Source organism: Bacillus sp. SIMBA_074, assembly GCF_046534555.1.
Taxonomy (GTDB): Bacteria; Bacillota; Bacilli; order Bacillales; family Bacillaceae_G; genus Bacillus_A; species Bacillus_A mycoides.
Genome location: NZ_JAWRYM010000037.1, coordinates 21,483 through 41,152 on the forward strand (window position 1 = coordinate 21,483; position 19,670 = coordinate 41,152).

30 protein-coding genes are annotated in these 19,670 nt (G+C 34.7%); 17 read left to right on the forward strand and 13 right to left on the reverse strand.

What is annotated here, in order from left to right; translation table 11 throughout:
• Positions 1-33: 33 nt before the first annotated feature.
• Together SB773_RS26180 and SB773_RS26185 are read left to right on the forward strand one after the other, a co-directional pair.
• Positions 34-1,305, forward strand: coding sequence for a glycerophosphodiester phosphodiesterase family protein (locus SB773_RS26180; protein ID WP_410593044.1), 1,272 nt, complete (start codon positions 34-36; stop codon positions 1,303-1,305).
• On the forward strand, positions 1,306-2,055 hold the full coding sequence (locus tag SB773_RS26185; RefSeq protein WP_410593046.1) for a hypothetical protein: 750 nt from the start codon (positions 1,306-1,308) through the stop codon (positions 2,053-2,055).
• A gap of 227 nt (positions 2,056-2,282) precedes the next feature.
• On the opposite strand, the gene SB773_RS26190 is transcribed toward SB773_RS26185, so the two are convergent.
• Positions 2,283-3,437, reverse strand: a complete 1,155-nt coding sequence (locus SB773_RS26190; protein ID WP_410593048.1) for an acyltransferase family protein — start codon at positions 3,435-3,437, stop codon at positions 2,283-2,285.
• Positions 3,438-3,616: 179 nt separating this feature from the next.
• Between SB773_RS26190 and SB773_RS26195 the strand changes: the two genes are divergently transcribed.
• Genes SB773_RS26195 through SB773_RS26205 form a run of 3 tightly spaced genes read left to right on the forward strand, consistent with a single transcriptional unit; the run spans position 3,617 to position 5,167 of the window.
• Positions 3,617-3,865 carry a hemolysin XhlA family protein gene (locus tag SB773_RS26195; protein ID WP_410593050.1) on the forward strand — a complete coding sequence of 83 codons (249 nt, stop codon included), beginning with the start codon at positions 3,617-3,619 and terminating at the stop codon, positions 3,863-3,865.
• Between the two features lies 1 nt (position 3,866).
• On the forward strand, positions 3,867-4,106 hold the full coding sequence (locus tag SB773_RS26200; protein ID WP_085313722.1) for a holin: 240 nt from the start codon (positions 3,867-3,869) through the stop codon (positions 4,104-4,106).
• The gene (locus SB773_RS26205; protein ID WP_410593053.1) at positions 4,103-5,167 is read left to right on the forward strand and encodes an N-acetylmuramoyl-L-alanine amidase; all 1,065 of its coding nucleotides are present in this window, start codon (positions 4,103-4,105) and stop codon (positions 5,165-5,167) included. The genes SB773_RS26200 and SB773_RS26205 overlap by 4 nt, the downstream gene beginning before the upstream one ends.
• Before the next feature lie 37 nt (positions 5,168-5,204).
• Here SB773_RS26205 and SB773_RS26210 read toward each other — a convergent pair whose 3' ends face one another.
• The 11 genes from SB773_RS26210 to SB773_RS26260 all read right to left on the reverse strand — a co-directional run bounded on the left by SB773_RS26210 (position 5,205) and on the right by SB773_RS26260 (position 11,942).
• Positions 5,205-5,579, reverse strand: coding sequence for a hypothetical protein (locus tag SB773_RS26210; RefSeq protein WP_410593055.1), 375 nt, complete (start codon positions 5,577-5,579; stop codon positions 5,205-5,207).
• 91 nt (positions 5,580-5,670) lie between these two features.
• A complete protein-coding gene (locus SB773_RS26215) occupies positions 5,671-6,024 on the reverse strand; it encodes a YolD-like family protein (protein WP_410593057.1) in 354 nt (117 codons plus the stop codon).
• A gap of 85 nt (positions 6,025-6,109) precedes the next feature.
• Complete coding sequence (locus SB773_RS26220) at positions 6,110-6,304, reverse strand: hypothetical protein (protein ID WP_410593059.1); 195 nt, start codon at positions 6,302-6,304, stop codon at positions 6,110-6,112.
• 103 nt (positions 6,305-6,407) lie between these two features.
• Positions 6,408-6,638 carry a hypothetical protein gene (locus tag SB773_RS26225; RefSeq protein ID WP_000267988.1) on the reverse strand — a complete coding sequence of 77 codons (231 nt, stop codon included), beginning with the start codon at positions 6,636-6,638 and terminating at the stop codon, positions 6,408-6,410.
• A 106-nt stretch (positions 6,639-6,744) separates the two neighbouring features.
• Positions 6,745-7,275 carry a hypothetical protein gene (locus tag SB773_RS26230; protein ID WP_410593061.1) on the reverse strand — a complete coding sequence of 177 codons (531 nt, stop codon included), beginning with the start codon at positions 7,273-7,275 and terminating at the stop codon, positions 6,745-6,747.
• Positions 7,276-7,286: 11 nt separating this feature from the next.
• Entirely contained in the window at positions 7,287-7,667 is a 381-nt protein-coding gene (locus tag SB773_RS26235; protein ID WP_410593063.1) for a hypothetical protein, read from the reverse strand.
• Positions 7,668-7,797: 130 nt separating this feature from the next.
• A complete protein-coding gene (locus SB773_RS26240) occupies positions 7,798-8,136 on the reverse strand; it encodes a peptidylprolyl isomerase (RefSeq protein WP_410593065.1) in 339 nt (112 codons plus the stop codon).
• Positions 8,096-9,127, reverse strand: a complete 1,032-nt coding sequence (locus SB773_RS26245) for a ParM/StbA family protein (protein ID WP_410593067.1) — start codon at positions 9,125-9,127, stop codon at positions 8,096-8,098. The genes SB773_RS26240 and SB773_RS26245 overlap by 41 nt, the downstream gene beginning before the upstream one ends.
• Positions 9,128-9,471: 344 nt before the next feature.
• A complete protein-coding gene (locus SB773_RS26250) occupies positions 9,472-10,503 on the reverse strand; it encodes a DnaD domain-containing protein (protein WP_410593069.1) in 1,032 nt (343 codons plus the stop codon).
• 463 nt (positions 10,504-10,966) lie between these two features.
• Positions 10,967-11,302, reverse strand: coding sequence for a TM2 domain-containing protein (locus tag SB773_RS26255; protein ID WP_410593071.1), 336 nt, complete (start codon positions 11,300-11,302; stop codon positions 10,967-10,969).
• 322 nt (positions 11,303-11,624) lie between these two features.
• Positions 11,625-11,942 (reverse strand): helix-turn-helix domain-containing protein, encoded by a 318-nt coding sequence (locus SB773_RS26260; protein ID WP_410593073.1) that lies wholly within the window; start codon positions 11,940-11,942, stop codon positions 11,625-11,627.
• A 540-nt stretch (positions 11,943-12,482) separates the two neighbouring features.
• Between SB773_RS26260 and SB773_RS26265 the strand changes: the two genes are divergently transcribed.
• The 3 genes from SB773_RS26265 (at position 12,483) to SB773_RS26275 (ending at position 14,153) form a co-directional block, all read left to right on the forward strand.
• Positions 12,483-13,688 (forward strand): AimR family lysis-lysogeny pheromone receptor, encoded by a 1,206-nt coding sequence (locus tag SB773_RS26265; RefSeq protein WP_410593075.1) that lies wholly within the window; start codon positions 12,483-12,485, stop codon positions 13,686-13,688.
• A 39-nt stretch (positions 13,689-13,727) separates the two neighbouring features.
• Positions 13,728-13,880: a hypothetical protein gene (locus SB773_RS26270; protein WP_410593077.1), complete on the forward strand. Its 153-nt coding sequence runs from the start codon at positions 13,728-13,730 to the stop codon at positions 13,878-13,880.
• A gap of 153 nt (positions 13,881-14,033) precedes the next feature.
• On the forward strand, positions 14,034-14,153 hold the full coding sequence (locus SB773_RS26275; RefSeq protein ID WP_410593079.1) for a DNA polymerase III subunit delta': 120 nt from the start codon (positions 14,034-14,036) through the stop codon (positions 14,151-14,153).
• A 37-nt stretch (positions 14,154-14,190) separates the two neighbouring features.
• On the opposite strand, the gene SB773_RS26280 is transcribed toward SB773_RS26275, so the two are convergent.
• Positions 14,191-14,541 (reverse strand): helix-turn-helix domain-containing protein, encoded by a 351-nt coding sequence (locus tag SB773_RS26280; RefSeq protein ID WP_410593081.1) that lies wholly within the window; start codon positions 14,539-14,541, stop codon positions 14,191-14,193.
• Between the two features lie 177 nt (positions 14,542-14,718).
• On the opposite strand from SB773_RS26280, the gene SB773_RS26285 reads away from it, so the two are divergent.
• The 9 genes from SB773_RS26285 (at position 14,719) to SB773_RS26325 (ending at position 19,670) form a co-directional block, all read left to right on the forward strand.
• On the forward strand, positions 14,719-14,922 hold the full coding sequence (locus SB773_RS26285; protein WP_098560481.1) for a helix-turn-helix domain-containing protein: 204 nt from the start codon (positions 14,719-14,721) through the stop codon (positions 14,920-14,922).
• A gap of 65 nt (positions 14,923-14,987) precedes the next feature.
• Positions 14,988-15,755, forward strand: a complete 768-nt coding sequence (locus SB773_RS26290) for a BRO family protein (protein ID WP_410593082.1) — start codon at positions 14,988-14,990, stop codon at positions 15,753-15,755.
• Between the two features lie 116 nt (positions 15,756-15,871).
• The gene (locus SB773_RS26295) at positions 15,872-16,003 is read left to right on the forward strand and encodes a hypothetical protein (protein ID WP_410593084.1); all 132 of its coding nucleotides are present in this window, start codon (positions 15,872-15,874) and stop codon (positions 16,001-16,003) included.
• Between the two features lie 321 nt (positions 16,004-16,324).
• A complete protein-coding gene (locus SB773_RS26300) occupies positions 16,325-16,525 on the forward strand; it encodes a hypothetical protein (protein ID WP_098168462.1) in 201 nt (66 codons plus the stop codon).
• Between the two features lies 1 nt (position 16,526).
• Entirely contained in the window at positions 16,527-16,703 is a 177-nt protein-coding gene (locus SB773_RS26305; RefSeq protein WP_410593087.1) for a hypothetical protein, read from the forward strand.
• 17 nt (positions 16,704-16,720) lie between these two features.
• Positions 16,721-17,347 carry a Sak single strand annealing protein gene (locus SB773_RS26310; protein WP_410593089.1) on the forward strand — a complete coding sequence of 209 codons (627 nt, stop codon included), beginning with the start codon at positions 16,721-16,723 and terminating at the stop codon, positions 17,345-17,347.
• Between the two features lie 19 nt (positions 17,348-17,366).
• Positions 17,367-17,600, forward strand: coding sequence for a hypothetical protein (locus SB773_RS26315; protein ID WP_410593091.1), 234 nt, complete (start codon positions 17,367-17,369; stop codon positions 17,598-17,600).
• Positions 17,600-18,352, forward strand: coding sequence for a helix-turn-helix domain-containing protein (locus SB773_RS26320; RefSeq protein WP_410593093.1), 753 nt, complete (start codon positions 17,600-17,602; stop codon positions 18,350-18,352). Before SB773_RS26315 ends, SB773_RS26320 begins: the two co-directional genes overlap by 1 nt.
• A 10-nt stretch (positions 18,353-18,362) precedes the next feature.
• Positions 18,363-19,670, forward strand: a complete 1,308-nt coding sequence (locus SB773_RS26325; protein ID WP_410593095.1) for a replicative DNA helicase — start codon at positions 18,363-18,365, stop codon at positions 19,668-19,670.

The window sequence follows — 19,670 nt, forward strand, 5'->3', positions numbered from 1 at the left end:
CTGGTCTTTTTTATTTTATAAAGGAGTGGTTATATGATATTCAAAACTTACGAAATCACTGTTGACTTAATAAAAGATGCGTATACGCCAGAAGTAATCCGCTTTTCGCAAAATGATTTAAATTCAGCTAAGTTGTTATTAAACTTAACAAAAATGAATGAAGAATTGGATTTAAGTCTAGCAAAATCTGTACGTATGTCATTCAAAAAACCAGATGGAACAAGAGTATTCCAAAATGATTGTCAACCCATTAACCCTCTAAAAGGGAAATACCAAATTGTTTTAAAAACACAAACATTAGCTGCTGCCGGTGACGTTATTGCTCAAGTCCACATCGAAGAAGAAGATAGAACGATTGATACACAAGCATTCTATTTTAAAGTTAGTAAATCGCTTGCAAGTGATGAGGCTATCGAGTCCACAAATGAATTTGGTGTTATTCAAAAGATTATTGAAGCAAATGAGAAGCTTGAAGGTGTCGATGTTGATGCACTCATTGAATCGAAAGAAACAGCAGATTCAGCATTAGCAAAATCAACTGAAAATACGAATCAAATTGGGATTTTATCTAAAAAGTTATCTATTAAAGTCGGAGAAGTTGAAGCAATAGCTCATCGTGGATGCGCTGGTATTGCGCCCGAAAACACGATGATTGCGTATAGCATAGCAACTTTGAATGGTTTTGATTCGTGGGAATGTGATGTGCAAATTTCATCGGATGGTATCCCTGTTGTTATTCACGATAGTACAGTTAACCGTACTACTAACGGAACAGGAAATGTTAAAGATATGACATTAGCGCAACTAAAGGCATTGGACGCTTCAAAAGCACGCCCTTACTTTACCGGTGTAACTATCCCTACTTTTGAAGAATGGTTAAGTGCATCTCGTGGAAATTCAAAGTATATTTATCCTGAAATCAAAGGATATCGTTCGCAAACGGATATTGCATTAATGGTGGATTTAATTGTTAAATATGGATGGGAAAATGCCACGATTATGCAATCTTTCATCGCAAGTGACTTAACAAAGGTAAGGGAACTAAATTCGAAGATAACAATTGGATATTTAGTTGGAACAGAAGCGAAGTTCTTAGAAATGTTGGATTTAGCTGCAAGTGATGGTAATGCTGTTATGTTGTCTGATTATAATGTTCTACTAAATAAACCGTCTTTAGTTGAATTGTCAAGAAGTAAAGGTGTAGATGTAGGGGCATGGACTATAGATAATGCTTATATTCTTCAAAAAATAAAATCTATTGGTATTACACGATTTATGAGTAATCGTATTAAGGAGGCACAATAAATGATTCAAATTGGTGTAGATCAAAATTTTAAATACGGTTTTAATGATAGGGTATCTGGAACTGGAACTGTCACAGTTAACAATAATATTCTGAAATGTACTGGTGCAAGTGGAGATCCAGCCGTGAAGGAATTCTATTTCCCATTTCGTGACGGAATGTTGGTAGAAGTTGAAGTGACAGTAAGGGCATTACAAGGTGAAGTCAGACTAGGTATAGATACAACCGCGGATGGTGGTACAACGTTTACTAACTTAGATAGCACGCGCACTACTTCTAAAGAGTGGACAAGAATGAAACTAAGCGTACTTATCCCATATGGATCGGGTGTAAACTCCGGAACAGTGGTATTGGGTAAATGGGGATCTCAGAACCAAACTGTAGATATCGAATACCGTAACTTGAAAATCAGTGTCAGTGAAATGTACGGTAGCCCAGTAACGCTAGCTCAAGGTTTAGTTAGACTTTCAAACGGCACTGTTGATTTAAGTCCAAACTTTAAATCGTTCGGTATTTCTTCATTAACTCTAAGCGGAACAGACGTTAAAGTATCGCTCGACAGCAACATACTCCCTAAAGTAGGAGCTAATCCTATTATACAAGTAACTGGAACGCCAGATTTTCTATCGATTCCACTTGCTGGATCATTTAACACGGGAGACGATAGTTTTACTATCAAATGGACAAACGGGACAGCGTATCAGAATATGTCTTCAGCCATAGCATATGTATTCGTGTCTGTTTCAATTTAATATTAAATTCACATGTAATCCACAGTAAGTTAACATTTATTAATTAATGTATATAATAAATAGATGGGAAATAGGAGGATTATATGAAAGATACAGGTAACTTTGTCAAATGTATTCGTTATAGCTGTGCGCTATCTTTTCCCTTTTGGTTTTTTCTTTACTGTTTGATAAAAATAACAACTATCTAGCAAAAAAAAATAAAAAAACCGGATATATAATTATCCGGTTTAAGCTACTTTATTATGTTCTTGTTTTTTATTTGTTAACACCTTACCTAATCTCATAGACGGTTTTTCAACTAAATAATAAGTAATGATTGCAACAATTATAGATAAAACAATTGTGCACAATAAGATTATATAAATAGGCAGTATGCCATTGAAAATGTAAATCATTGAGAATAGTATTATTGTGTGGTAAAGGTATAAGCTATATGAAATTTTACCTAAGAATAATACAGGCTTTAAGTTTAAGAATTTCGAGAAAGCATCAGATGATAAGGCGATAATAATAAATAAAGATCCTCCAATTGCGATTGCATATTCATCAATAAGGAACTTATGTATTATCTCAATGTTAGAGAATAGTCCAGCGTATGTATATGAAATTACGGCAATTAAAAACGCAATAACTTTGCTAGACTTACTGAGATTCTTATAATAATTAGAAATAACGTCGATATATTTTGCTAATAATGCACCTATTATAAACATTGAAATGTAATGAATGGTAATTATAAAATTAATGTTTGATGTAGGTATAAACACTTTAAGTAACACAAATGAGATTAAGCTTAATGCAAAACTAAGACCTATATTATATTTCCAATTAAAACGAAACACGAAAAACATTATAAAAGGAAAAATAATAGAAATTCGCATCTCATGCACTAACGACCAAATAACAGTATTATACTGATTTGCATTATAGTCACCTAAAAACAAAACATGGTTCATAATATCTGAGAATGAAGTTTCATAAGTCCAAATTCTGTTAAACCAATCACTATAAGTAGAAATTCCGTTTTCTGATAAAGTAAGGTTTGCTACAATCGCAATAGCGGTTGCTACAAAAAATGGAATATAAATACGCAACGATCTTTTTAATATATATGTTTTATATTCTATCTTCTTACCTGCGTAATACGGAAGGGATAGTACGAATCCGCTCAAAATAAAGAATAATATTACTGATTCGTGTCCAGACCATAATATTCGTAGAGGTGTATTGAGTAAAGCGTTAATAAACCAATTATCGCTATCATTAGCGAAATCAGGAGCTCCAACATCAAGGGATGGAAATATCCTTAAACAATGATAAAATAGTACAGATAGTGCAGCCAACCCGCGTAGTGAATCTAATTCTAAGTAACGTTTATTCATCTTTTTCTCCTTTATATAGATAATGCGTATTTAATATTACCATAAATTTCTTGAGCAAATACTCTTTATATAATGGTTTAAAGGTTGAATAGAAAAACTATAAAAAAATACGGCTTTTATAGATTAAGAGGGGCACGTAATGTGCTTCTCTTTTTATTTTGATTTGAAAGGAGTAGACCATGGAAAACACAGTGAACTATGAGTTGCAAGAATTGAAGAATGATATTCACGAAATCAAGTTAGAACAAAAAGAAATGAAAGGTGACATTCGTAACTTGGATATTCGAACAACTAGCCATGATCGCGAAATCATCAATATTAACAAGACATTAGATAAAATCAGTGCAAATACAACATGGATTCTTCGAATTATCATTGGGGCGATTGTAACTGCGCTAATTGGATTGTTATTGAAAGGAGGTGTATAAGATGGTTGAAGTCAGTGTAATAATTGCGGTTGTTGTAGCTTTATCCCAAGTGGCGAAAATGCTTGGTTTACAAACTAAATATATTCCGTTGCTTAATTTAACGCTTGGCATTCTGCTAGGCGTTTTATTTTTGCCATTTGACATAAAAATGAACGTATTCCAGGGAATCATCATTGGTTTATCAGCAAGTGGATTATATGACCACTCTAAAATTACGAAAAAGGATGTTGATAATAAATGAAAAAATCAATCAAACTAGCTTCCTCTGTATTTATGACTCTATTGCTCCTGTTAAGTTTCACAACAGGGGCTTTTGCTGATAGAACACTTATTATTCCTGATTTACCAAAACAACCATACCGTTATGGTGTAGGTGCTTACGAGGGTGTTGTTGCTCATTCCACGGCTACTCCAGAAGCTCCGGCTATTAATATTCAAAAGTATGAGTCTCGTACATGGAGAAACGCATTCGTTCACTATGCAGTCGATTGGAACGAAACAATTCAAATTGCGGATACAAAGTATATTGCTTATGGGGGTGGACCTGGTGCAAATAAACGCTTTGTACATGTAGAGCTTTGCGAAACAGCAGATTATGATAAATTCAAACGCAGCTATGATAAATACGTGAAGTTACTTGCTAAAATTCTACGTGACCGCGGTTTATCTGTAGAAAAAGGATTATGGACTCACTATGATGTGACGAAGTACCTTGGCGGTACAGACCATGAAGACCCACTTGATTACTTACGTAGCCATGGTGTATCTGAAGCGCAATTTAGAGCAGATGTACAACGTGCATACAATAATTCTAGTGTAGATGTTTCTGTTCCTGAAAAACCATCTAAGCCAGCAGAAGTGCCAACAGCTGTAACAGATGGTATTGCTTATATTGAAGGTTCTAACGTTAACTTACGTAAAGGACCTGGTACAAGCTATTCTAAAATTCGTCAGTTAAACAAACCAGAATCATATATTGTGTGGGGAGAAAAAGACGGTTGGTTAAATCTTGGCGGTGAGCAATGGGTTAAAAACGATCCGTCTTATGTGAAGTTTAGTAAGAAAAGCACGGTGGATTCATCTATTGTAGGTAAGCGTGTTATTTCTAAAGTGGACAACCTACGTTTCTATGATTCTGCTTCTTGGCAGGATAAAGATGTTGTTGGTTCTGTAGATGAGGGATTAGGATTCACGATTGATGCGAAAGTAACTGTCAATGGATCGTCGCAATACAAAGTGCACAATAGTAAAGGTAAAACATACTATGTAACTGCAAATGAAGCCTATGTGTATGTGAAGTAAAAACAAGAGCCGTCTCCTTTGGTGGAGGCGGCTTATTTTATTTGAATTCAACATAAAATTTATTATCGATAATACCAAATGCTACTTTGCATGGAAATGGATTACGACCATTGTAAGCAGCATTCATACAAGAATGGACCCACTCATCTAGTTCGAAAGGCAAACGATAAGCTTGTACACTGCCATCATTGTTTCTAATCGTTGCTATTTGTATGACGTTCCTTGACATTTTAATTCTATCCATTGAAACCGCTGCTACATTATCTTTTCCAGCAGTGCCAACACTAAGAACTTCAAATAGTGGTGCATCATCCTCTTTGAGAATCATAGGTATGTTTAAAAACATGAAATCATTTATATCATTGTGAATTACAGCTCCTGCTTGATTTCTTCTTACTGTATCTTTTGCCATGTTAATCTCCCCTTTCTCTTTTATCATATTGGAATATATTAGTGAATACTATCCCGTTTTTATGTTCTTATCATAGGAACTGACGTTTGTTTTAATTAACATTTATAATATCCGAAAATTTAAACTCTGTATCCAAACCAAAAGCATCCGTACAATACACGGTTTTGAGCATCGGTTCTATATGTAGCACGTTTATGTACATGTCTTGTATCATACCGTCGCGGTAAAATGAAATCAGTATTTCTTCTTTACTCTGCATCGAATGAATAAGGCTACGTTCAATTTGTTCTTTCATATCTTCACTAACGACCGGCTTCGGTGTTTTATTTAAATCGTTCAGTATTCCTCTGATTCCTTCAAATTGTTCCGGAAGTGAAGCAAATGGTTGCCACTTCACCATTCCACGCCCCTTTATTTTCGGCACTCCCCAGTTTTCGTTTTCCATGATGATCCCCCGATTCGTGTAATTTATGTTTATTATACACGAACATGAGTTCCATTCCTAGTTGATTGTAGAATTAACAATCGTTTTATTCTTTTAATCGATTGAGGTATTTACGATACTCTTCCCAATAGTGAGTTTTGTGAATATCGCTAATCAGAAACTGTTCATCATTTATAGAAATAGCTTCTCCTTTTACAAAATTATCTCCATCCTCCGGTTCAATGTAAAACGCTTTATACCCTTTTTCGTTTAAAAAATCTGCAAATGTTCTGTTCGCCATGTAAATCTCTCCTTTTATTATTCTGAATTGTCTTATAATTTAATTATAACATAAACTTAATGTTGAACTGTTTTTGAGGACATTCAGAATACTAACGATAATTTTACATATCCCAAAAATCATCAGCCTTAACCCTCGAATCAAATTCCCTCAATACCTTCAATATCTTCTGCATTGTCTTCCTTGTTGGCGATCGGTCTGGATTATTCGCTAAATCACCAATTGTATTTCTTCCAAGTCCCGATTTTCTAATCAACCATTCCTGTTCGATTCTATGTTTATCTAAAAATTTACCAAGTGGCGTCCTTGTCTGTTTCCATCTAAACCTCCACACACTACTCACTCCCTATGAAAATTGTTATCTATAGTAATGTCCTCATTACACAAAAAATAAACCCCTAAAAATAGGGGCTTAAAAATGGTATATAGATGACAAGTTTCTACGAAAATCTACGTTTCAGTAAGGAGAGTTTTTTGCCCGGTTCTTCAGCGTAATACTTCATATAATCGCACATTAGGATGTTAATCAATTTATCAGCGGTATATCCATGTAGTGGGAATGAATGAGCCATATCGGAAAAGAATACTTCAATCCGGCGCAATGTCTTCCTATCAATTTTCACATCTATCGTTCCATAACGTTCATCGTTTTCATTAAATTCTAATTCGTAATCTGTATAATGCTTCTTACTCTCTAGGATTTGATATAACTGTTCCATACTGTTCTTGGACCTTATATGTTCGAGAAAGTCCTCCACTAATATTTCAGCTAAGTCACTAGCATTACACTCGTATTCTTCCTCTTCCATATCTTCAATTATGATGTTCATTCGGAATAAATAAATTTTGAGCATTTTAACTTCAAATCGATACTTATCTTTTAATTTTAATTCAATTTTAGTTCGTTCCCACCAATTATTAGCGCTCATAAGTTGGATTTCTTTTGTCATCACATCGTATTTACTGTACATGCTGTCACTCCTTACATTGTGCGTAATGCGAAGCATAAAATACGTGTTGCGGCTGCTCGTTGTGAAACTCCCCATTCGATTGCTAATTGGACAAGCTTAGAGTGCGCTCCCTGATCCAATTTCGCATGAATGTACTTTTTGGTATCTTTATAGTCATATGCATGTATCTCATTTATATAATCAATTCTGAGGTGCTCTGTGATTAATTTGGACATATATTGTGTAGTTGTTATTCCTTCTTTGAATGCTGAGGTTCTTATTAGTTGCCTTTGTATTTCATTTACGGGGATTTTTACGTCTTTCTTTTTATCAGAACGAATTTTACGAGGTTGTAAGTTTGTTATTGTAGTAGATTGTTTTCGAGGTTCAAACATAGGGTTAACATTGCTCATGTTGCTCCCCTCTTTCGAAAATTAACCTCCTCCCTCTTATTTATCTCAGGGACACTTTTCCACAATTCCAATACTCCATGAAAAAATGGTTAAAAGAGAGGAGGGAGATTATATTTTACTTAAATAACTATTAATTCATTTTGTTCCAATTATCAAGACCATCAATTAAATTCATAGCATTATCAGCAACTTCATCGGTAGGTTTATCGACTTCTGTTTCCTCAATTTGCACACCGTTAGTTCTAACGTTGATTAATAATTTCTTTACTATTTCAATTGGGTCTTCTTCTCCGGCTACTTCAGAAAGAACTTGATACATTTCTAAACGTTTTTTAACTTGATCATTAACGTATCCTTTTTCTCCTTCGCCTTCTTTTTCTAATTTCATAATTAGGTTATAAAGTCTTTCATCCTTTTTAGGATTCAACTCAATTTGCAGTTTTTTCTTTTGTGAGTTTGTCAAATACATCACATCCTAAATAGTAGTATCCTAATAGGTTAGCTTCTTGACCATTTTCTAGAACCGCAAATGTTGGGAATTGCTCTTTTTTCTTTTCGATACGCTTCTTGTGAAGAGCAGCCATTCCGCCAGTCCATACAATCTTATCGTATACAGCTAAGTTGAACTTTTGAGATACCTCACGAAGCGCTGCATCAAAATGACGTTGTAATTCAGCATCAACTTTCTCTGCTACGTCTTTGTGAGTGTATAAGTCATATAATGAACCGTTATACTTATAGCCGTTCTCAAGAATATAGTGCATGTTAGAAACACTTAAATCAGGAGTTTCACCGATGTTATCACGAACGATTTGTTCAATAGTCATGAATGCTTTTTCACAACCCAATTCAGTCCCTAATCGATCAATAACAGCATTACCAGACATATCTGTAACATCGAATGTACCGAATCCGCCATCAATAATTAGAATACGATCTTCTTTTTTGATGATGTCCTTCTTAACTAGATAGTATTGCGTTCCGACTGGCTGCGGGATTACTAAACACTGTTTCACTTTAATAGTGATTAATTCGCCATTAACTTTAACAGCAGTTTCTTCCATAGCTACTTTTTGCAATGACTCACGTTGATTACCAAAGTGAGATACAGGAAGACCAGTAACGAGTAATGGAATCGTAACGTTCTTTTTGAAGTCTTTCGCAATAAATCCGAATAGTTGTTTCTTAAACGTTGGGTCTTCATAACGCTTCGCTTTATTCTCTCCAAGAGCACGAACAAGTGGAAGTTTAGATTTTCTTGCTTCTTCTCCTATGTAGTAAGTAGAGTCAGTGTTTGTTAGTTCGATCTTCGTGAATTCAGCTTCATTGTAATAGTCATCTACAGGTGCTAACACCGATAATTCCGTAATAACAGCCGCTTCTAAGTCTTTATTCTTCTTGGAAGCTCGCTTTGTAAAGCCATTTCCTAAGTCAATTGCATATGGATTTCCTAATAACATATACATTCCCCTTTCGAAACCAATGGTTAATCATTGATATTTTTGATTCTAACAGATACTTACGTTTGAATTCAATGAAATATACCAAAAACAATATTTTTTCATTGGTTAATCATTGATTGTTAATTTGCGAGGTTATTAGTCTTCACTAACGTCCTCGCCGAACACATGTAGCGAATCATTAGACAAGCTTATACAATCCTCCCTAAATATCGTTTACGGTTCGTTACGACTCAATAGAACTCCTTAAGATTCGTTAAAATCCCCTACAAACCGAAAAATCTCTTTTTCACAACAGATACAGTATGTGAAATTTCACTTATAAAAGGTTATCCGAAAATAACCTATGCTCTTTTGTATTGTTTCAGTATCTCTTCAAATTTCTTTTCAGCTTCACCATTATTTTCCGTTTGATCAGTTAATTCTTCTTCCGGATTACTCTTCCACTCAGGTACTGGATCTTTACGTATGATCTTTCGGCCATTAGAACGATTATTCTTTTCTTGTTGCTTTCGTTTGAAGTCTTCTGTGTACACATCAATATCTTCGACTTGTTTAACCCCAAACTCATGCCATTTATTTAAAATACCCTCTATATAACGCAACTCAACTTTATCTGCTTTAATTGCTATTCTGATAGCTTCAATGAATATTGCATGTCCATGTTCACCGAATGTAGAAACCCATTGTTCTATTTGAGTTCTTTCGTCTTTAGAAATCCTTTTAATACCTTTAGATTCTTTATAATAATTAATAGCATTACTACTACTACTTATATAAGTATTAAAAGAAGTATTAAAAGAAGTATTATTATTACCTTCAAAATTTGAACTACCTGGTTCATTTTTTGAACTACCTAGTTCATTTTTTGAACTACCTGTTTCGTTATTTTTAGGTGGTTCATTTTTTGAACTACCCTCTTTAATTTTCTTATTTTCTTCTTTCATAATCTTCTTAGCGTTTTTACGTTCTTTGTCACGTTGACGCTTTTTCTCTACAGCCACTTCATTATCAATAGAGCTATAACGAATAGCCTCTGGTATTTCTAAAAGCCAGTACGTGTTAGGGTGATACTCACCATTAGCCTTTTTACCACCTTCTTCAACTTCGACTAGATCCATATCAACTAAACGTTTTATTGATTCACGAATTGTGTTTTTACTTTTTGTCGCACACATTGCAGCAATCGTTCCGATTGACGGTTTAACAGTACTGGTTTCATCATAGAAGTTAAATCTCTCTAGTACGATGTAAACGAGTTTATCGATTGCATACTCAAATGTAATACAATCTAAAATCTCGTTATCTATTTGTGTAAATTTGTTTTTCTTTCTACTTTTGACTTTGAATGCGTCTTGGTTGTTATTTTTAGACATAAAAAATCCTCCATTTTCCACCCCGGCTTAAAATTGGGTATAGGAAAGTAGAGGATTTTGTATTTACGTTTTTTTAAAGTTATGATACTATCAATATAGAAAGTATTAACTTAATGACGTAACTTACAAAACCTCTGCTTAACAAGTTTTTAAATGGTGTCTTGGCGACCAACCTTTGACCATCTAAAAACTACCGCCGGGGGTTTTTTTATTTTATATAAAAGTTATTTGTTTGAAAATCTATGTATCTATCCACAATCTTAACAGAAGATTGACGAAAAAAGAAGAGAAATCGGGAAGCTTAACGAGGATTGAAGGTTCTTGGTATAATTTAATAATGCACAAGTGCAAAATCACATATAACCCACCTACGGAAATAGGTGGGCTTTTTATTGTATAAAGAAAAGACACCCTAAGGTGCCTCCCTCCGACTTGAACCACTTTAATTTTAATACTATGTAAATTACTTCTTAGATAAGTCCACATTGTCTGCTTTGTTTACTTGTGTCGCAGCAGCTGGTTCAGCTTGCATACTTTTTAACATATTCGGATCAATATTAACTTGAACTGTATTTACGTTATTAACGTTATTCGTCCCAGCAGTACGAGCAGCGAATAACGCATTTTTGTAATCTACACGCCCGCTTAGTAAGAATAGATCAATCACCCAAAGAAAACCGAATCCGCCTACTGTAAGTAAATTCAGTATCCCCATACCAATATCACCAACATAAAACCTTCCTGCACCCAAAAAACCTAAGAAAATATGTAACAGATAAGCAACACCTTTAGACTTCATTTTAATTTCTCCCTTGTTTAGTTTATTAAATTGTAAGATTTCCACCCAAGCATAACAAAACAATTTGCACATTCTTGTCGTATTTTGTCGAAAGGAAATAAAAAAGAGAGCCTAAGCCCCCTTTGGATAAATTGGTCAAATTATGTCAAATTTTACCTCTAGATATTGGAAAACTTTTCTTTTATGATGAAGTCAACAGAAACACAACATTTGAAATATAAGGCGCTGCAACGCTGTATATTTCTCTTCCAAACCTTCTCAATAGATTTAGGTTAACCCAATGATTAAAACTGCTTACACACGAAAATGAGAGGTGTGATGTCTACATGAAATACTTTTTAACTAAGTAAGTGTATTCAACTAAAAGATTCAATGCCTTCTTTTGTGGTTCCGTGTCCAAATTGGATATCTGATCTAAAATCACTTCAAATTGTGGTGGCATACGATATGTCCTGCCAACTAGATTGTCGATTGATATATTGTACAGATCGCTAATTTTTATTAGCGTAGATATATCAGGTTCAGAACGTCCAGCTTCCCAGTTTGTATATGTAGACCGAACTACATTCAAATGGTAAGCAACGTCATTTTGAGTTAATTTGTTTTTCTTCCGAAAGTATACTAATCGTTCCCCAAGCAATGATTATCCACCGCCTTTTTAATCTTTGACAATTATAATCGAATAAGGGAAACAAATGGTATATATTCGGATAAAACGATTAAATGTGTAACATTTATCATTTATAATGATTTATTTTAAATCATATAAAAATAAAAAGAACATAAGTTCTGCTTTTGTGGTAAAATATTCATATGGGTTCTTTATTTACGAAAAATGCATCATTGCATATTTTATTCCGTAAAACATGAGAAACGTTGATATACAAAGGTTTCTCAACTTTCTCAATATTTGTCTGATAACTCTATGACTGAATGTTGGGAAATTTGTGGTATTATGATAGTAACTAAAAAAAACGGACGTGAAAAAAAGACCTACAACTGTGTAAGTAGTGCTGGTAACACTCTTACACCGTCCTCCCTAAGAGCGCTAGGGAAAACACTTGTCATAAGTCTTCATACATAATTATAACACACAACTTAGATATATTGACACGTTTTCCTGTAAATGTAAAAACCTAGGGGTAACGTGTCTTTTTTGTCCAACAAGGGGGCAAATTTTGTGCATGATATTTCCGTTAATGAATCTAAACAAGAATTCATGAGTGATTTATTAAGAAAATTAAAAGACGATTTATTCGTTTCTAAAATCACGAGAGAAGAGCTAGCGAAGTATGTCGGAGTAGCGAAAAGCACACTGTCAGATATTTTGAATGAAAAAACGGAAATTAGTTTTAATTATTTAGTAAAAATAATTATGAAACTTTATGATTCACCTGCACCAACATTAAGAAATGATATGATCTCTGAATATCTTGCCTATGCAAAACCCGAAAACCAAAGGGAAGCTATGGAGTATGCGGCATTTCGAAGAGAATTCGATTCTTTGAAAGAAATTATTGATAAAGAACTGAGTTCTCCAACTGACATGAACAGAGAATGGGCAAAGGTATATAACGTTATTTATGAACACTGTAGAGAAAAGGATGAAGATGAGCCTAAATATGATCCTTATAATTTTTATGATGATTTAGATGATTTAAAGAGCGTGATTGCTACTAAGGAAATGAAAACATTAATAGAAATTTTAAAATGTCAAACCCTTTACCAAATGAAAGAATATAAGGTTTTATTCAAACGGATTGCAAAAGTGGAAAAGAAAATAAACAAAACGGTCAACAAATTCATTCGTAACAGTCATTTAGTACGAATGAAAGAAGGTATGATAGTTACCTACCTGATGCAAAATGAAATAGTACAAGCAAGGGAACATTGCAACGGTTTATTAGATATTTGTGATAAGAATCCTGATTTTCTAATTCAAAAAGCAAGCGCTTATTTCAGTCTCGGGGAATCCTATTTGTTTGAAAGCTACGAACAAGCAAAGAAAATGCTAGAAAAAGCACTATATATTTTAGAGAATGGTGCCTTTACAGTTGGAGAAGATGTTAAAAGGAAAAAACAAAAAGTGGAGAATACATTAATCTTTTTGAAAATTCACCATTACAGGGATATACATACATTGCCGAAAGTTCTTGATAAAGTCGGTTATGCTTATTTAGAATTAAAAAAAGGAAACAAAACGAAGGCAGAATTGATTTTGCTAGAGATAGAAAAAGAAAATGGTTCCTTAAATGAATTCGAAACTTGCTATATGGGGTTAGCGAAAGACGACAAATATTTACTAGAAAAATCACACAAAATGTTTTTAGAAAAAAAGAGCCTTTTTTATGCGAAAATACCACAATTATACTTGGGCTATAATTGAAAAAATGGTATAATAATCTTATGAGAAGAGGTGAATTTATTGAAAAAAATTTTAATGCTTTTACCGATTTTAGCAATTGCTGGATTGTTTGCTTTCTCAGCTGATCAAAAAGTTGAAAATCCAAAACAAGAAGCAGCAGGCTACGAAAATGTAATTATGTATTCAAACGAACCAGGCGGTGGCGGCTGGTAAACGTTAATAATATAAATAGAAATGCGATCGTCCTGAAAAGGGTGGTCGCATTTCGTGGTTTTAGGGGTTGTTCGGTTTTTACCAAAAAAGACAAAAGCCGAAACTATGTGAAAGATTCACAAACTACTAAGAAGAAAACAGGGGGTTTTTAGGATGGAGAAGTATACGGAGTTAGAATTGTTACTGGATAAGGCAAAGGGCGGGGACCAAGAGGCAATTCTAGCGTTAAATGAAATAATGGAGCAATTAAATCAATTCCAATCGGAAGTTTAAATAAAAAAAATAGACGATTGTTAGCTGTATATCGCCATCAATCGTCTAAACTGTTTACTGCACCTTTAATCATATTTAATATTAGTTTTTGTTTATCATCATCAAGCTTCTCTATCTTGTTGATCATGTCTTGTAATTCTGTCTTAACCTCGGATGACTGACTTTCATCTAAGTTTTTATAATTAGAAAGTCCGATAACATAGTCTGCAGATACTTTACCTAAGTTAGAAATCTTAGTTACTGTATCTCTAGAAGGTTTTTTCTTACCTGATTCAATTAAGGATACCATTCCTTTACTTACTTCAATAGCATCAGCGAAACTTTGCTGACTCATAGCTAGACGGTTCCTGATTTCTTTAACACGAATTCCAATAATATTTTCTATCATATTAAAACTCTCCTTTAATCGGACTACTATAAGTAGTTCCCTCATATAAAATGTAACAGAAAAGTTTACTCAAAGACAACTTTTATTTTTATTTTATGATTTTTTTAAAATTATATGTTTACTTTAGGTAAACAGTGTTATATAATCAAATCAACGAAACGAATAAAGGTGATTAACATGGCGAAGTTAAATAAGCAAAAGGCTAAACAGATACGGTTACAGCTAGGTTATAGTCAAGAAGAAGTAGCTAAACACCTAGAATGTACAAAAGGATCTTACTGCCAAATGGAATTAGGTTATCGGCAACCTAGCCTTGATAAACTAGGGAAGTTGTCAAAGTTATATAAAGTATCAACAGATGAACTTTTAGAAATAAGTTAACTATAGGTAGTCAAAAAAATTTAAACTTATGTTTACCTAAGGTAAACGTATGAGGAGGAAAGAAAATGAATCAATTACAGGTTTTCAACAATAAAGAGCTAGGCCAAGTTCGAACGGTGGTACAAGGTGAAGATGTTTGGTTTGTAGCAAAAGATGTATCTGACATCTTAGGTTTTAGTGAAGCAAGCGCGATGACAAGAACATTAGATGAAGATGAAAAGGGTCTGCACAATATACAGACCGTTCAAGGAGTGCAAAAATTAACGGTTATTAATGAATCAGGATTGTATTCCTCAATCTTGAGATCACGTAAAAAAGAAGCTAAACAGTTCAAAAAATGGGTAACAAGTGAAGTACTTCCTTCTATTAGAAAACACGGAGCATATATGACAGATCAAGTCCTGGAACAAGCAGTAACTAATCCAGACTTCGCAATCGGTCTCCTCACTAAATTAAAAGAGGAAAAAGAAAAGCTTGCAGCAGCACAGCAACAAATCGTACAGCAACAACCACTGGTAACATTCGCTGAAGCGTGTATGCAGTCAGATCAAACGCTAAAAGTAAGTGAAGTTGCAAAGTTAGCGGCTAAACATAATGTCAAAATCGGGCAACGTCAGTTATTCGCAAAGCTTAGAGAGTGGGAGCTAATGTTCAAGCGTTCTACTGAACCAACACAAAAAGCAGTTGAAAGAGAATTATTTGAGGTTGCACAAGGTGTTAAACAGAAACCTAGTGGAGAGCCATTCACATGGACAACAACATACGTAACACCAAAAGGACAAGCATACATCATAGACCGACTGAAGAAAGAAAATGAACAGAAGGCGGTGTAAACAATGGAAGAAAGCACATTCTCATTATGCATGGTACTGGTGGTAGTCATAGCATTCAAAGGATTCATCTATCTGATGGAACGCATAGACAAACGGATTATGAAGGATGAAAAGTGATGGATAAACAGCAGAAGGATAAGGAAGACAAAGAAAGCATCATCAAAATGATACGAGATTTAAAGGCTAGAGGCGTACATAACAGCGTGGCAGTCATCGAGAAGTACCATTATATAACTCTAGCAAAATAGAAAAAGAGCCTTGAGTGTGAAGCTCAAGACTCATCGTATAAGGGTATAAGGTCGAGTCACCAACCTTATGACCTGATGATACCACGAATTTACAAATATAGGCAAGCCTTTGCTTGTCGAAATGTCCAGGAACTACATAAAACCTAAAGTGCTTGGTGCCCCCACCAATACAACTGTTCCTGGATGTTTCGATGCGTAAAGCATCAGACAAAATAAAAAGACCACACTACGCCTAATGTGGTCTGGAGAAAAGAAATGTAAATCTTTCTACTTACATTATACCAAATCTTTTCTCCATAAGTAAATAAGGAGGAATTGGAAATGATTGAAAACGGAATGTTAATTGGCAATCATCACGATTCATCAGCAAGAGACTTCATTGAACTTTGTTGCGGATGCGAGGGTGAGATCTACTTCGGTGAAAGTTGCTTAGATTTTGGTGGCGATTATCTACACGCAGAAACAGAATGCATCAAACAATATGTAGAGTCTCATTCTACAAAGAAAGTGGCAGGTGAATAATATGGGCCTACAAAACAAAATTGAAGCTGAAATTCAAATTCTTATGAGTTTAGTTGAACGATATAAGCAAAGTAACGAACCAAATGCATCATCAATGGTTCTAGCATACGAATACGGGTTAAAAGCACTAATGGAAGTGTATGAAGCTAGTAAGCAAGTAGAAGTAGCACCATTTTAAAAGAGAGGGAGATTCATATGACAACTGAAAATTACTTTTCTAAATTAGCTCAAATAGATTGCTCGGAACACGTTGAAAAGAAAGGTCGCTTTAGCTACTTATCATGGGCGTGGGCAGTTAAGAAGCTTCGTGAAGTAGATCCAACAGCAACATGGGAAGTGAAACGATTTGACGGCGTTCCTTACCTTAAAACGGATTGTGGTTACTTTGTAGAAGTTGAAGTAACTGTACAGGGATTACCACTAAGTCAGATTCACCCAATACTTAACAATCAAAACAAGCCGATTGCGGAGCCAAACAGTTTCGATATTAACACTAGTATTCAACGCTGCTTAGTAAAAGCAATTGCACTTCATGGATTGGGATTATACATCTATGCAGGTGAAGATTTACCTGAAATACAAGAAGATCCAATTTCTTCACAACAAGTTGGAGCAATCAAATTAAACATCAAAAAGCTCGCTACTCTTCGAAAAGTAGATGAAGACACGATAAAAGGTTATTTAAAAATCGGTGAAGTTACCGAATTAACATCCAAGCAAGCTGATGAAGCACTTAATAAGTCAGCGAAATGGGTTAAACAAGCAGAAAAAGAAGCGGATGAATCAAAAGAACAACAAGAAACACAAACAGAAACGTCTTAAATAAAGCGAGGATTGAGCAATGGAAACTGTTACTATTCATCGTTATCGATATCAAGAGATTATCAAAGCTGTTAGAGAGAAGGAGGATGCGGGGTACGACTACGTTACCCCAATCCAGAAATTATATAAAGCTGGTAAGGATTATAAAAACGTAAAGCAAAAAGTTCATGGATTAAGCAAAAAGAAATCATGGGTTTATACAGGTCAGAATGATGAATTTAGCTACATGTGCGTTATGAGGAAGGTGAACTAATGACAGAGATTTTATTCGATAAAAGACGCGGTTTCTTCATGGTAGAAAACGACGTTATAGATAATGGCGACTTAGATGTTTATGAATTTAAAACTTACGCAGTAATTTTACGACACGCGAATAAAGAAACGCAGTCAGCCTTTCCGTCTCTTAACACACTCGCTAAAAAAGTAGGGTGTGGAAAGAAAAAGATTGTTGATTGTATTAAATCCTTAATAGATAAGGGATATATAGCGAAGATTACTCGGAAAGATGATAAAGGTGACAATTTATCTAATATTTACCACATTTTGCAGACACCTAGTATCTCAGAGAAACAGGGGGTAGTGTCTGAGGGGAACAAGGGTAGTATCTCAGAGAAACTAGGGGTAGTGTCTGAGGGAAACACTAACAATACTAATCTTAACAAAACTAAATTAACAACAATTAACCCACGTAAAAACGTGAGTGATAGTTATTCTGAAGACTTTGAAAACCTTTGGAAAACCTATCCTAAAAAGATTGATAAAAAATTAGGATATAAGTCCTTCAATACAGCTATAAAGAAACATTCATTTGAAGTCATTATGTCTGGTGTAAAAGGATACGCAGATCACATTAAAAGAAACAGAACGGAAACAAAGTTCGTAAAACACGCTTCTACCTTCTTTAATAACGAATGCTATCTCGAATATATAGAACAACCTAAGTCATCAGTACCTAATAAACCGAAACAAACAGCTAACTATTCTATTGATAATTTACTTGATTGAGGTGTAACGGATGGATAAGTACCAGGTTCATTACGAAAATGAATGTCATAGTCTCGGCATGATGATGCGAGATAACAGTTTAATAGATGAAACACGATTAAAACCTAAGCATTACATGAATCCACACAATAAAAACTTGTTTAAAGTCATGAAGGAATTACGAAATGAGGACAAGCCAGCTGATATGAACTCTCTCGCTCAAGTAGGAGAGAACAGAATGGCAATGTTTGGCGGTGTAAATACATTAAGTAACGTTTATGGATTGGGAGTATTAAGTCATAACTTCAAATTCACACAAGACAAGATGATCGAGTTCGTGGCGATTGAAGAAGCCTTGCAAGAAGTTGAAAACTTTAAGGATAAAACGAAGTTCGTACACAGTTCTAAACAACTTAATGAACTAATTTCAAAGATTAATAATGTTCAAGTTGCCACTTTAAAGCCTCAGCCTTCGTTTAAAGAGAAGTTACAAATTAGGGTGCAACAACATAGTTCTATGCCGGAACATGGCTTGAGCGGAACGCCAACAGGGTTTACAAGTATCAACAACGCATTAGATGGATGGCAACCTTCAGATTTAATTATCGTGGCAGCAAGACCTTCAGTCGGGAAGACAGCTTTCGTATTAGAAACAATGCGACGTGGTGCAAAAGCAAGCAAAGACTACATGGGTACATTCTTCTCATGTGAAATGGATGAAACAAAGATCATTGACAGATGGATTGCGACAGAAGGAAAGATTCCAGTTGCTACAATGAACAATCCAAACAAATTCTTTAATGGTCGCCAAGAATATTGGGAGAAATACCACAAAGCATGCGGAGAGCTTGCAGAACTTAATATAAATGTTCGATCTGAAAAGGGAATTAATGAGATTCGTGCAGTGATTCGTAAAACTGTAAATGAGAATCCAGGTAAGAAACACTTATTTGCAATAGATCACTTAGGGCATGTGGACATTGATGAGTCCTTCGATAGTAACCATTTGAAATTTACATACATCATGAAACAGCTGAAAGACATGCAGAAGGAATTTAACGTGCCTATCATCCTTGTAGCACAGCTTAATCGTGGAGTAGAGGGTAAACAAGATAAAGCGCCAGCAATGTCCGATATCAGGGAGTCAGGAAGTATAGAAGAGATTGCAGACGTGATTATCTTCCCTCATAGACCGGCTTACTTTGATAGAGAGCAAAGAGAAGTAGAAGATATCCATGAAGTGGAGTTAATTATTGCGAAGAACCGTAACGGATTCGTTGGAACGTTGCCATTCCAGTTCGTTAAGAAAACGAATTTATTCATCGAAAAAGGAGTGTAA